This window comes from Paenarthrobacter sp. MSM-2-10-13 (genome assembly GCF_011605365.1).
Classification (GTDB): Bacteria; Actinomycetota; Actinomycetes; order Actinomycetales; family Micrococcaceae; genus Arthrobacter.
The window spans coordinates 1-13738 of the sequence record NZ_JAAOXO010000007.1 but is presented as its reverse complement, the minus strand read 5'-3'; the positions used below and the strand labels follow the sequence as shown (position 1 = coordinate 13738).

Here is a 13738-nt window from a genome sequence, read left to right as displayed (position 1 = left end):
GCGAAACCCGGCAGCAAGGCGGGAATTTGCACTTCTTCACTGGACTTCGCGCGGCTTCGCCGGGGTTCGCACAGCGTCACAATCCTCGTCATGAAGCGCCATATGCGTCCTGATTTTGCGCGCCATAACGCTGCGTGACGTGTGGTGAACGGCGGTTACCGGCGCCTCGACCCGCAGCCTGCTTCGTCCTTAGATTGGGCATCACCAACCACTGTTTTTCAGGAGATCCCATGCCGTCACGAGTACCCGCCATCGCCTTCATCGGCGGCGGCCCACGCACTGCCGGTGTCCTGGAACGGCTTGCTGCAAACCGTCCCGAACTGTTCGACCGTCCCCTGCACATCCATGTGATCGACCCCCATGAACCGGGTTCCGGGAGGATCTGGCGCTATGACCAGGATCCCGGGCTGCTGCTGAACTCCACGGCTGCGGATGTCACCATGTTCACCGATGCCTCGGTGGTCTGCGATGGGCCTTCCGTTGACGGGCCCGGGCTTTCCACCTGGGCGGCAGGCGTGCTGGATGGCACCATCCGCGATGTTCCGGCGCTGGAGTCGCACCTGCTGGACCAGCTCCGCTCGCTAACCCCTTCGTCCTTTCCTACCCGGCAACTGCAGAGCAAGTACCTTGAGTGGTTCTTCCGCCGGGCCGTGAGCAATCTTGGCCCCGAGGTCACGGTGACCGTTCACCGCAGCACAGCCACCGGCGTCGAGCGCTTCTCGGACGGCCAGGCTGCTTCCGGCCCGCACCACGACGGTGCGCACCGCGTGCGGCTGGCTTCCGGCGACGAGGTGGTTGCCGACGTCGTGGTTTACGCGCTGGGCCACACCGATTCCCTGACTGATCCCGAATCTGCCCGCCACAGTGAGTTCGCTGCCCGGCACGGCGGGTTCCATGCGCCGCCGTCGTACACCACAGATGTGGACTACTCCGGGATTGAAGCAGGGCAGGACGTGATTGTCTCCGGCATGGGACTCGCCTTCGTGGACCTGCTGGTGCTGTTGTTTGAGGGCCGTGGCGGCCGCTTTGAAGAAAGGCCCGACGGCGAACTGGACTATGTGCCTTCCGGCGCTGAGCCGCGGGTCTGGGCGGGGTCACGACGCGGCGTGCCGTACCATTCCAAGATCTCTTCCGCTCTGCGGGGTGAGCCGGTATCCCGTCCCCGGTACTTCACCGCCGAAGCCATTGACGCCCTGTTGGCCACGCACCAGGAACTCGATTTCCGAACACACCTGTGGCCACTGATCGCCAAGGATGCCGGCTATGCCTACTACCGCGAGCTCTTCACCGGCTACCCTTCGCGGGTGCTGGGGACGTGGGCGGACTTTGAGTCGCGGCTCGATGCCGTTGACTGGTACAGCGCTGCCCGGGAAGAACTGGCGGCCTTCTCCATACCGGATCCTGCGTTGCGCCTGGACCTCGAAAAGCTGGACCACCCCCTGAGCGGCTGCGCTTTCGCTGACCATGAAACTGTCCAGCGCTCCGTGGCCGCCTACATCCAGAACGACCTGAACCTCAGGACCAGCCCGGATCATTCCGAAACCCTCGCCCTGTTCACGGCGTTGTTGTACGTGTACATGGACTTGGGACGTTTGGTTCCGCAAGACCGGCTCAATGCACGCTCTCAACAGACCATTCACGGCTGGTGGCACGGCTTCTTCAGCTTCGTGGACTCGGGGCCGCCAGCGCACCGGCTCCGCGAAATGCTCGCACTGCACAGGGCCGGGCTCCTGAAGTTCCTTGGCCCTGGCATGTGGGTCCGCGCCGACGACTCCATGGGGAGGTTCGTTGCCGGGACGTTCCAGTCGCCCGTGGTGGTGGATGCGTCCGCGTACATTGAGGCTCGGCTGCCTTCCGCGTCCGTGGAACGTTCAGCGAATCCCGCCTTGGCTGACCTGCACCACTCCGGATGGGGTACCGAGCAAAGGCTCCTCACCTCAGAGGGCGCCCACTCCACCGGCAAGCTCCTGGTCTCCGGGAATCACCAGGTCCTGTCCCCTGTTGGAACTCCACAGGAGGGTTTGTTCGCGGTGGGACCGTGGACGTCCGGTTGGGGTGCGGGGGCGTTTGCCCGTCCCAACACCAACGCAGCACCCTTCAGGGAAAACGACGCCCTGGCACGCCGGATCCTGTCCACGGTCGCCGCCACCCACCCAACTGAGTCGCAGTTAACGTCGTTCTGAGCCCTCAGAACGACCGTAATTGCCACCTGCTTGGGATCCACCTACGAAAGGCCTGACATGACCACCACGCCCACCCTGCCGACGTCAGGCCTGACCGTCCTCAGCCTGCCCATGCGCGACCCCCGGGTACGCCCGCTCCTGGACGAGCTCGCCGTCGAATACAACACCCGCTACGGGGACCTGTTCAGCAGCGAAGGAGCGGCCGAGGAACTGAACCGCTACCCGGCAGAAGAGTTCGCCGCCCCGCACGGCGCCCTGATCATCATTCAGGAAAACGGCGAGTCCGTGGCTGGCGGCGCGTTCCGCCGCTACGACTCCCACACAGCGGAACTGAAACGGATCTGGACGCACTCAGCCCATCGCCGTCGCGGTTTGGCACGGCTGGTGCTGACCGAACTGGAAAATGAGGCTCGACGCCGGGGCTACCGAAAGCTCTACCTCACCACCGGGCCGCGACAGCCGGAGGCCAAAAACCTCTACCTCGCCACCGGCTACAAAGCACTGTTCGATCTCGCCGCAGACCCCGAGGAAATCAAGCATTTGGCCTTCAGCAAGGATCTTGCCGAGCAGGGCTAAGCTATCCGCATGGCCAACAAAACGACTGCCGAAAAACTCGCCACCATCCAACAGGGGTACACCCTGGAAGGTGCCACGATCGAGCTGGGCGCCGCGATCGTGGACGGTGAAATCCACAAGGAAGCCCAGGTCCGGCTCCCGCTCGCCATGATGAACCGGCATGGGCTGGTGGCCGGCGCCACGGGCACCGGCAAGACGGTCACGCTGCACATGATTGCCGAGCAATTGTCCACGGCGGGCGTTCCGGTTTTCCTCGCGGACATCAAAGGTGATCTGTCAGGATTGGCCACGCCGGCAACGGGCAGTGAGAAGTTGACCGCCCGTACGTCTGCGCTGGGGCAGGAATGGTCTGCGAAGAACTTTCCGGTTGAGTTCCTCTCGCTCGGTGGGGATGGTTACGGCATTCCAGTCCGCGCCACCATTACGTCGTTTGGGCCCATCCTGCTTTCCCGCATCATGGACCTCAACGACACTCAGGAATCCAGCCTCCAGCTGATCTTCCACTTTGCGGACAAGAACAACCTGGAACTGGTGGACCTCAAGGACCTCCGGGCCGTCATCCAGTTCCTCACCTCGGATGAGGGGAAAGCCGAACTCGCAAACCTAGGCGGGCTGTCGAAGGCCACGGCCGGTGTGATCCTTCGCGAACTGGTGGGTTTGGAAGCGCAAGGCATGGAGAAGTTCTTTGGGGAGCCGGAGTTCGACACCGCAGAGCTCCTCCGCACTGCACCGGACGGCCGCGGTGTGATCAGCTGCCTTGAACTGCCCACCTTGCAGACCAAGCCGTTGTTGTTCTCCACGTTCCTCATGTGGCTCCTCGCGGACCTCTTCGAAGACCTGCCCGAGGCCGGCGACCTGGACAAGCCCAAGCTGGTCTTCTTTCTGGATGAAGCGCACCTGCTGTTCAACGGTGCATCCAAGGCCTTCCTTGAAGCCATCACCACTACCGTTCGGCTCATCCGTTCCAAGGGGGTGGGCATCTTCTTCGTCACCCAAACACCCAAGGATGTTCCTGCGGACGTCCTAGGCCAGCTGGCAAACCGCGTCCAGCACGCCCTCCGCGCCTTCACACCCGAGGATGCCAAGGCATTGAAGGCCACCGTCTCCACGTTCCCGGTCAGCGACTACGACCTCGAAGAGACACTCACCTCCGCAGGCATCGGCGAGGCCGTCATCACCGTCATGAATGAAAAGGGCGCACCCACCCCCGTGGCCTTGACCCGGCTCCGCGCTCCGGAATCCGTGATGGGGCCCAGCACTGACGAACTTATCAAGAGCACCGTGGCCGCATCTCCCTTGCTGGGGAAATACGGCACCGCTGTGGACAACCTCTCCGCTTACGAGAAGCTCAATGGCAAGGCCGCGGCCGCTACCGGGGCTGCCGCGCCGGGTTTGCCGCCAGTGCCCTCTTCGGGGTCTTCGGGAGGTTCGGGGGGTTCGCAAGCGGACATCGACGCCGAAGCGCGCCGGATCGAGGAGGAAATCCTGGGCCGTCCCAGCTCACGGTCCTCGTCGCCAGAGCCTTTCCCCGCACCGCCGGCGCCTCCCGCTCCGGCACCGCAGTCCTCACAGCAGGACGGTATGTTCGGTGACATCGCCGGCGCCCTCGGAGGAGCCCTGGGTGGCGGGCTCAAGAGCATGGTCCGATCCATGGGAACGCAGCTTGGGCGCGACCTCATGCGCGGGGTCTTCGGCACCTCCTCGCGGCGTCGCCGCTAGTCCTTTCTGAAGGCCGGAACCACGACGCCGGGCGGCTGCAACGCCAGCTGCCACCCGGCGTCGAGCCTTCTCCAGACGGTGGATATAAGTCGTTCCGAGGCCTTCCTGCACGGCGTTGGCTGCCGCGGCAGGTAACGTAAAGGGCGTGCAGTTGAGTCAAGCATTGGTCAAGACCGCAGCCGGATGGCTGCTCGGTCTGATGCTTGCTGCCGCCGGAGCCATCGTGTGCATCAACCTGGTGAGCTCCTCTGTTGCCAGCCCGCAACAGCCCGTCAAGGAGTATCTAGCAGCCTTGCAGCACGGCGAAGGCGAAGCAGCGCTCGGCTTGCTCCGTGCCAAAGTCCCCAGCGCGAACCCCGCCATGCTGGACGGTACAGCGCTCCAAACGGCCGCCTCCAAGATGTCCGATATCAAGGTTGGAAACCCTGAAACCCGGGGCAGCAACCGCGTCGCTGTGCCAGTGGACTACACCCTTGACGGAAGCCGGCTTCACACGGAATTCCTGATGGAACGCACCGGGACCCAGTGGCTGTTCTTCGCTAAGTGGGCCTTCGTTCCCACCACGCTTCCCACCATAGAAGTCACCGTGGTCAACGCCAGCGAGGCCACCCTCAACGGCGTACCCGTGAACATGCCCAACGGGCGCAACAACTTTGCCGTGTTCTTCCCCGGCAAGTACGAGGCAAGCCTGAACGGCACCTATTTCGAAGCCCCGGCAGCCTCGGCCCTTGTCACAACACGCGACGGCGGCCAGGCGCCCCTGAACCTGCAGACCCGTTCCACCAAGGCCATGAATGAGGCCGTCGCGGGTAAGGTCCGGGAATTCCTGGACACCTGTGCCGCCCAAGCCACCGAGCAGCAGCGACTGCAACCCGATTGCCCGTTCTACCACGCCAGCAATGCCCGTGTGGTGGACGGAACCATCAAGTGGGCCATCACCGAGTACCCCAAGATCACCATTGAGCCGTTCGGTGGAAAATGGGTGGTGGCTCCCCTCAACGGCAAGGCCACACTGACCGCCCGGGAGATCAACCTCTTCACCGGGTTCGTCAACGACCTCAACGTGGAGCACGACTTCAGCTTCACCACCCAATTGGATGTGGGCGCAGACACTGTGACGGTCACACCCATGCTGACCTTCTGAGTCTTCGGCGCCCTCTCCTTCCCTGGGTCCGGTCCAGCCGGACTGGCTTTGCTCTGAACTGGCCTCGCCGGGCTGGCCTCGCCGGAATGGCCCAGTTTCTACCCCCTAGGTCCCGCAATCACTGCCCACCGAGGCATGAGAGCGCCCAGAAATGGGCTACTTCGACCACAACCGAGCTGGCCCACGAAGAAGAACTTCGCGCACATGCCGGAGCATCTTCTCCGGCGCGTACACCACATCGTCATAGAAGAACCTCAGCACCAGCATTCCTTGCCTGGTTGCTTCGTTATCCCGCCGGCGGTCTTTCTTGAACTGACGTGGCTCCAGATGGAAAGCAATGCCATCGAGTTCAACTATGAGGAAGCCTTCAAGAAGAAAGTCCACGGTTCCTACGCCGTCGATCCAGACCTGCGTCTCGGTGCGGATGCCTGCATCACGGAAAAGCACCCGTGCCAGGGTTTCCAACAAGGACCCTGCACCCCGGTCCACTCTGGCCAGAACTCCACGGGCTTGACCACCCCGGTTGCCCAGTAGATGGCGTCGCAGATACCCGAGCCCGATGTCGCCGCGGATATAGGCGCTCTCTACCATCACCAGCGATTCCAACGGTGGCAGACAGAGAAGTGCGTGCAGAAGAACATCCGGCAGAGCGACGTACGGCTCGTTAGGTCTAGGTTGAGACAGGGACAGGCGGTGGCTGATGCACTTAGCCGTGCGCCGGCCGTTGCTTTGCCAGTAATGGGGCTCAGCGGGTTCGTGCAGCAACCATAGGCCATAGCGGCTCGCAGCTGAAGCACAGGTGAGCAGCGACCTCGCTTTGACTGCGGCAACCAATGCCGTCTCTGCGCCCGGAAGACTCAACACTCCACGTTCGACGCGCTGAACGCTTCCCTTCCGCACAGCGGATCGAATCGCCGCTTCGCTGGCGCCCTGAGCTTGCACCTGCCGGGTCATGGCAGCGCCACCCAATCGTCGCAAGGCTTCCTCGGGTTCCATCCCTCCAGCCTGCAGCTCCAGCTAAGGGGCCGGCAGGGCCGAATCCGGCTATGTGGATAGTCCGAGGCTCCGGAGCGACCCAGTTTTGGACGGTCCGACGGCATAAGAATGGCCCGGGCGACCTCCTGAGAGGTCAAACCCGGGCCATTCTCGATGGGTACCGCTTAGTCCATGCCGCGCAGGTCCAGCACCAGCTCGGATTCACCGTCGGCCTGCAGCACCACGGGAATGCCCCAGTCCTGCTGGTAGAGGTGGCAGGCAGCGTGGTCCGGAATTTCGCCGTCCTCAGTCTCGGGACCATCGCATGCAGCCGCGCGGGCCGTGATGTGAAGGATGCCCTCAGGAACATCGGCAGAAAGTTCCAAGGTTCGCAGCAAGCCCACCGAGGTCCCACCGCCGGAGACCAGCAGTTCAGGCGGGGTAGAGGAAATCTTCAGCTGCGTGGGGTCGCCCCAGCGGTCGTCCAGCTTCTGGCCGGTGGGAGCCTTGAAACGTACCGCGAGCTCAAGGTTACCGGGGGTCACCGGGCTCTTGGGACGGTGCGTTTGCGATGCTCCCTCATCCACCTGCAGGGCTTCCTTGGGGATGGGAACAAGGACCAGTTGGTGCTTGTTTGACTCCACTACAACAAGGAGAGGATCGCTGCCTTCCACCTGGACCACGACGACGTCGCTCGGCTCCGCTAGGCCCCTCGCCAAGGTGGAAACGGACTTGGTGGCGGGATCGTAGCGACGCACGGCACCGTTGTAGGTGTCTGCGATGGCCACGGAATTGTCCGGTAGGACAGTCACGCCCAGCGGGTGCTGCAGACGTGCATCATCGGCACCGCCGTCGCGGAACCCGAAGTCGAACAGGCCCTTGCCTACGGCGGTTTCCACGGTCACACCGGAATCACCCACCACCAGGCGGCGCAAGGACGACGTCTCCGAGTCGGCAACCCAGATGTTGTTGTCACCATCAATGGCCAAACCGGACGACTGGGCGAACCAGGCTTCCTCCGCTTTGCCGTCAAGCAGGCCTTCAAGCCCGGAACCGGCGAGGATGGAAACCTCGTTGGCCAGGGGGTCGAAGGCGAAGATCTGGTGAGTTCCCGCCATGGCGATGACTACGCGCTGCAGCTTTTCGCTCCAAACCACGTCCCACGGTGAGGACAGTGAGACCTCGGTGCCCAAGCCCAACGCCCCAACATCGATTGCGTCGGCAGCGAAGTCAGCAGGGCCGCCGTCGTGGTGTTCAGACCACGTTCCGGCACCGGTGTCCGTCACCCGGGCGGGACCGGCGTCGAGCAGGCGCTGAACACCGTTGCCGGCGAGGGTCTGCACGTAGCCTGAGCTCAACGTGACGCCACGCAGGCGATGGTTGACAGTGTCCGCAACCACTGCGTCGTAGCCGAGCTTCCACGCCAATTCCGACGGCAGGACGGTCACGCCCTGGGGTTCGTTGAACTGTGCGATCTCCGATTGCCCGTCCAGGAATCCCTTAGTGCCGGAGCCAATGATGCGCTCCACGGTTTCAAGATCGGGGCGTAGTTCCACCAGCCGGTGGTGGCCGGAGTCCACCACGAGGTAGTTGCCGTTGGCGAGCTGAGTCGCCTTTCCGGGGAAGCGCAAAGTGCCCGACGTCGGCTCCGGGGCCACGTAGGGACCGTTACCGCGGTGGAGGGTCCCCTTGGCCTCGTGCTCGGCTACGAGTTCCTCCAGGAGAACAGCGAGGCCGCCTGCGTGACCCTCACCGGAGAGGTGGGCCACGATGTAGCCCTCGGGGTCAATGACCACAAGTGTGGGCCATGCGCGAGCGGTGTAGGCCTTCCACGTTGCCAGCTCCGGGTCATCCAGAACCGGGTGGTGAATTTCGTAGCGTTCAACGGCGGATGCCAGTGCGACGGGATCCGCTTCGTGTTCGAACTTGGGCGAATGCACACCGACCGTCACCAGGACGTCCGAGTACTTTTCCTCAAGGGGGCGCAGTTCGTCCAGCACGTGCAGGCAGTTGATGCAGCAGAAGGTCCAGAAATCCAGCAGCACGATCTTGCCGCGCAAGGACTCGAGGTCCAGCGATTTCCCGCCCGTGTTGAGCCAGCCGCGGCCCTCCAGTTCGGAGGCCCGGACCCGGTGTTGGGTACGTACGGTTTCGCTCATCAGCGTCCTTCCAGCTTGGTATTCGGTTCGGTCTGCCCGGCAGAGTCTGTGGTGGCGTGTTCGGCGTTGCCGCGTTCCGACCGCGCCGGCGTGGATTCTTGGGCCTCCATGGACACCTGAGGGGTCCTGGACACCTGAGGGGTCCTGGACACCTGAGGGGTCCTGGCTGCCTGGGTAGTTCGAGTAGTCATCTTGGCATCGCGATCAGCGAGCCGGGCAAACATATCGTTGTAAGCACTGAGATCGGCGTCGTTATTCCTGTCGGCCGCCCGATCCACCCTCCGGGTCTCCCGCTCGTCCGAACGGGACCACATCACAGCGACGCCAATTGCCACCAGCAAGGTGGGCACCTCCCCGATGCCCCAGGCCACTGCGCCACCGATTTGCTGGTCCCCAATGGCCGACGGGCCCCAAGCCCTGCCCAGGTTTCCAAAGTAATCGGCGGCCAGCAGCCCGGTGCCACCCATAATGGCCACACCGAAGAATGCGTGGAAGCCCATGGTGGCCAGAAGGAGAAGCAGGCGCATGGGGTACGGGGCACGACGAGGAAGAGGATCGCTCCCGATCATGGTCAGCACAAAAATGTAGCCGGTCAGCAGGAAGTGCACGTTCATGAGCTCATGTCCCACGTGCTCACGCATCGCAAGGCTGAACAGGTCCGAGTAGTAGAACAGGACGATCGAGCCGGCGAAGTTGGCGGCAGCGAACAGTGGGTGCGTCACCACCTGCGAGAACTTTGAGTGCACAAACAACAGCAACCATTCGCGCAGGCCGCGTGATCCGTGAGCTCCTTCACCCCGGGCCGGCAAGGCCCGCAAGGCAAGAGTTACAGGGGAACCCAGGACCAGGAAGATGGGAGCCACCATGGTGAGGGCCATGTGATCCACCATGTGGGCAGAGAACAGCACGCGTCCGTAAACGGCGGGCGGACCGGACGTGATGTACATGAGCACCACCAGCCCGATGAGCCAGTTCACCGTCCGGAACCAGGACCACTTGTCGCCACGCTTACGCACCTTGACGATGCCAAGGATGTAGGAAACGGCACCGAACAGGGCGACGCCCACCCACAGCCAGTCGAAGCGCCACTCAGTCAACCAGCGTTCCGGTGTGAGCTCAGGTGGGAGCTCGTAGCCGGAAAGGATGAACGACGGCGAAGCGTCGGGTGCATACGTGGTTGGCTGCGGCGGCGCTGAGCGTCCGAGCGCAACGGCGAGTCCCGACGTCGCGCCCATCACCAGCAGCTCCACCAAAACCAGCTGCCACAGCACCCGGCGAGCAGACAGGGAACCGTTCCTGCCCAGCTGCGGGATGACCCACTGGCGGTGCATGAAGCCGATACCACCCAGCACCAGGGTGGCTAGGGACTTGGCGATAATGAGCTGGCCATAGGCGGAGCCGAAAAGGTCGGCGGGGTTTGTCACGCGTATGGCTGCGTTGATGACACCGGAAGCGAACACCAGGACGAAGGCGAAACCGGCCAGCGACGAGAAGCGACGCAGCGTTTGCTCGGTGATGTCCGGTGTTCCCTTGCTCCGGGAACCCGTGAGAATGCCGGAGAGGACCGCCAGCATGATGATGCCGCCAACCCAGGTGGACACACCCACCAGGTGGAGGCCCAGGGAGTTGATGGCCCCCTCATGGTCGCTGGAACTGGAGGAGTGCCCGATCAGGGCAGTAGGAATCAGGCCGATCAGGGCCAACAGGAGCGTGAACGCCAGGCCCGTCAGGGACCTCACACCGAACAGTGCAGTGGTGACCACGGCAGCAATGATGGTGACTGCGAGCCAGGCCTGGCCGGTTTCAATGTCCGTCATGAAGTAGACCAGCGAACGGGTGAACTCCGCATCACCGGAGAGGCCCTGTCCTGCGACATCTGCGTACGTCAGGACGAGGACCGCCACTGCGGATAATGTCCAGGCTGCGCCTGCTGCCGCCGCAACGGCCAAGGCCCGTTCGAAGGCCGGATGTTCGGGGGCGTCAAGGTCCTTTTCACGGGACCGCGAGCCTCCAAGGTTTTTGGGCAGGATGCCCACAGCAAAGATCAGGCCGCCAACTACCGTTGCTACTGACACGTTGTGGACGGCTTTTGCGATGGGGAGGCCCCACCGGACCAATTCACCGGGATCGGAAACCTGCCGCGCAGCTGAGGCGCCGGAGAAGATGAGGGCCGCTGCGAGTGCCAGGAACAGCACCGCCAGACCGGCCAGTTGCCACGGCAAGGAAATGCCCGCGGCAGCAGTGCCTCCCCGCTCTCCCGGTTTGGGAACAGGCGAAGGGGCAGTAGCGGAGCTTCTTGCTGATGGCACTTATCCATTGTCCGCTACCTGCCGCCGGGCTGCGAATCGGGAAGGCGCTATGTGGATTAACTCAAAGCAGAAGGGACGGCAACCTCGCGGTTGCCGTCCCTTCAAGGCTTTCGCCGAAGAGTAATTACTTCTTCTTGGCGACCGCTGCCTTCAGCTTGGAGCCAGCGGTCAGCTTGACGCTGTGACCGGCTGCGATCTGGATGGTTTCGCCGGTCTGCGGGTTGCGGCCGGTGCGAGCTGCACGGTCGGTGCGCTCAACTGCGAGCCAGCCCGGGATAGTGATCTTTTCGCCAGCGGCGACAGAAGTCTCGAAAACTTCGAACAGTGCATCGAGCACGGAGTTGACTGCTGCCTGGCTGGTGCCAGCCTTGCCTGCTACCTCTGCAACGAGTTCACTACGGTTCTTAGCCATTTACGTCCTCCTGGACTCATACGTTTTTGAGCTTTCAAGCGGAATGCGAGCAAGCCACTGTTCGAAAACTTACCAGCTTGGGCTGGCATGGCCAGCAAATTCCGCGTGTTTCCGCGCCTTTTTGACCAAAATCACCGGAATTTCGGGGTTTTTAGGGGTGCTTTACGCCCTTGGCGTACCCTACGGCTTTGGCGTCAGGCGCAAGCAGGCACTCCGCTGGCCTCCGCAACTAGAACAAAATGCGTTGGAACAACACATGGTCCTGCCACTCACCGGCGATTTGGAGGTAGGACGGTGCCACCCCAATTCGCTCGAAGCCGGACCGTTTCAGCACCGCTTGGGAGGCTGCGTTGTGGGCCAGCGTAGCGGCCTGAATGCGATGGAGGCCGAGTTCGTCAGCAGCCATACTCACGACGGCGGCTACCGCACCGGACGCTACGCCCTTGCCGGTACACAACTCATCCACCCAGTAGCCGAGGTTGGCATTCAAGAAGGGCCCGCGGACAATACCGGAGAGGGTGATCATCCCCAATATTTTCTGTCCGGCGGTCAAAACCCAAGGCACCTCCGTGCCTTGTTCATAGAGGTCCAGCTTGCCCTTTAATACCGCCGTCTGACCCGCGGTACTGAAGAACTCGTCATCCCGGGCTGGTTCCCAGGGTGCCAGGTGCTCACGGTTCTGCCGGTAGGCAGCGGCCAGGGCGGACGCGTCAGAAATTTCCAGCGGACGCAGGAGGAACTGAGCGGCGTCTCCGCCCGCTGATGCAATGTCCAGGTTTCGCGTGAGACTCATCCCTGGACTCTACCGGTGGTCACCCGCGGCGATTGCGCACGATTCAGCGGAGTGATAGCTTTCCCGTGATCGTGCTTTTTCCACAGGAGGTGAGACCCATGAACGCAGTATCCACACTGGGCGCTCCCCTGTCCACGATCCCGCGACTGAGTTAGTCGCCACTGGGAGCGCCGAACAGGCAATTCGCGAAAGGCGCCTCCCATGAACACAACTCCTTCTTCTTTAAACGTCCCTGCACCCTCCTATCGGCAGGATTCCGATCAGCTGGTGTTTCACCAGCCTCACCCGGCTATTGACGCCTCACAAAGAGTGCCCGCCGGAGAGCGGGCGCTGATCCTCGGTGGCGGCGGGTCCACAGGCAACGCATGGCTTATCGGCGTCGTCGCTGGACTTTTCGACGCCGGCTTGGACGTAACCGCTCCGGACCTCACCGTTGGCACGTCGGCCGGTTCGACGGCGGCGGCCCAGTTGGTGGGGGCAACTCCACCCGAGCTCTTTGATGCCGTCCTTGCCGCGGCCCCGCCGAAGCCCGCGGCGGTGCCCGGAGTGATCCCTGGCGCCGAATCCGCGCCTGCCAAGCACGCCGGCGGGAGGAACGGAGCTCGGGCTGTGACCGACCATATGGAACGAACCGCCAAAATCCTGGAGGACTCCACGGACATGGCCGATATGAGACGCCGCATGGGTGCCGCGGCTCTGGACATGGCCGAAGCGATGGAAGGCCCCAGTGCACGCTGGCGCCAAACCGTTGCTGCCCGACTATCCCATCAGGAATGGCCGGAACGATTAATGCTCCTCACGGCCGTTGACGCCCGCACCGGGGAACCCGTGGTGTTCGACCGCCATAGCGGAGTGGAGTTGGTTGACGCTGTGGCCGCCAGCTGTGCCAGTGGGTTCGCTTATGGCATCGGCAGCAAGCGCTATATCGACGGCGGTTACCGGTCCAATGCCGATAACGCCGACCTCGGGGCCGGATACAGCCGTGTGCTGGTGCTGTCACCCTTTGGAGGGAGGACACGGACTCCCCTGGAATGGGGCATGCACTTATCCGCACAAGTAGATGAACTCCGCCGCAGCGGCAGCCGGGTTGAAACGCTCTTCCCTGACAGCGGGGCTGAGCACCTGTTCGGCGTCAACGCGATGGATCTCTCGCTCCGGCAGGCAGCTGCCCAGGCCGGCTTCGATCAGGGCAAAGCCTTGGCCGGCCCGCTCAGCGCATTCTGGCGCTAACCCGTCGGTATGTCAGCCGCGATTGGGGGTTCTTCAACCGTCAGTCGCGGCTGCGTTCCCGGCCGTGTTCGTGGGTGGCTTGGTTGTTAAATGCGGGGAGCCCCGACCTTGTGGTCGGGGCTCCTCCGTGAATGGTTGTCCGGCGGTGTCCTACTCTCCCACACCCTCCCGGGTGCAGTACCATCGGCGCTGTGGGTCTTAGCTTCCGGGTTCGGAATGGGACCGGGCGTTTCCCCCA

The 13738-nt window shown here is 63.1% G+C and carries 10 protein-coding genes and 1 rRNA gene; 5 read left to right on the top strand and 6 right to left on the bottom strand.

Translation table 11 applies throughout. The features are described from left to right. The first annotated feature begins 230 nt into the window (after positions 1–230). From HAV21_RS14080 to HAV21_RS14065, 4 genes are all read left to right on the top strand, one after another. Entirely contained in the window at positions 231–2183 is a 1953-nt protein-coding gene (locus HAV21_RS14080) for an FAD/NAD(P)-binding protein (RefSeq protein WP_166842144.1), read from the top strand. A gap of 57 nt (positions 2184–2240) precedes the next feature. Beyond that, entirely contained in the window at positions 2241–2759 is a 519-nt protein-coding gene (locus HAV21_RS14075) for a GNAT family N-acetyltransferase (protein ID WP_166842143.1), read from the top strand. 9 nt (positions 2760–2768) lie between these two features. Continuing rightward, positions 2769–4478 (top strand): helicase HerA-like domain-containing protein, encoded by a 1710-nt coding sequence (locus HAV21_RS14070; protein WP_208096872.1) that lies wholly within the window; start codon positions 2769–2771, stop codon positions 4476–4478. Positions 4479–4593: 115 nt separating this feature from the next. After that, positions 4594–5622 (top strand): hypothetical protein, encoded by a 1029-nt coding sequence (locus HAV21_RS14065; RefSeq protein WP_142937684.1) that lies wholly within the window; start codon positions 4594–4596, stop codon positions 5620–5622. Between the two features lie 156 nt (positions 5623–5778). Here the strand turns inward: HAV21_RS14065 and HAV21_RS14060 are convergent, their stop codons facing one another. From HAV21_RS14060 to HAV21_RS14040, 5 genes are all read right to left on the bottom strand, one after another. Next, positions 5779–6618, bottom strand: a complete 840-nt coding sequence (locus HAV21_RS14060) for a type IV toxin-antitoxin system AbiEi family antitoxin domain-containing protein (RefSeq protein WP_166842142.1) — start codon at positions 6616–6618, stop codon at positions 5779–5781. 164 nt (positions 6619–6782) lie between these two features. After that, positions 6783–8756: an NHL domain-containing thioredoxin family protein gene (locus HAV21_RS14055; protein ID WP_166842141.1), complete on the bottom strand. Its 1974-nt coding sequence runs from the start codon at positions 8754–8756 to the stop codon at positions 6783–6785. After that, positions 8756–10978 carry a cytochrome c oxidase assembly protein gene (locus HAV21_RS14050; RefSeq protein WP_166842275.1) on the bottom strand — a complete coding sequence of 741 codons (2223 nt, stop codon included), beginning with the start codon at positions 10976–10978 and terminating at the stop codon, positions 8756–8758. The genes HAV21_RS14055 and HAV21_RS14050 overlap by 1 nt, the downstream gene beginning before the upstream one ends. Before the next feature lie 211 nt (positions 10979–11189). Further along, a complete protein-coding gene (locus HAV21_RS14045) occupies positions 11190–11477 on the bottom strand; it encodes an HU family DNA-binding protein (RefSeq protein ID WP_011776355.1) in 288 nt (95 codons plus the stop codon). Positions 11478–11706: 229 nt separating this feature from the next. Continuing rightward, positions 11707–12270, bottom strand: coding sequence for a GNAT family N-acetyltransferase (locus HAV21_RS14040; RefSeq protein WP_166842140.1), 564 nt, complete (start codon positions 12268–12270; stop codon positions 11707–11709). Between the two features lie 201 nt (positions 12271–12471). On the opposite strand from HAV21_RS14040, the gene HAV21_RS14035 reads away from it, so the two are divergent. Next, positions 12472–13500 carry a patatin-like phospholipase family protein gene (locus tag HAV21_RS14035; protein WP_166842139.1) on the top strand — a complete coding sequence of 343 codons (1029 nt, stop codon included), beginning with the start codon at positions 12472–12474 and terminating at the stop codon, positions 13498–13500. 137 nt (positions 13501–13637) lie between these two features. Here the strand turns inward: HAV21_RS14035 and rrf are convergent. Then, a 5S ribosomal RNA gene (gene rrf, locus HAV21_RS14030) occupies positions 13638–13738 on the bottom strand; the annotation flags it as partial.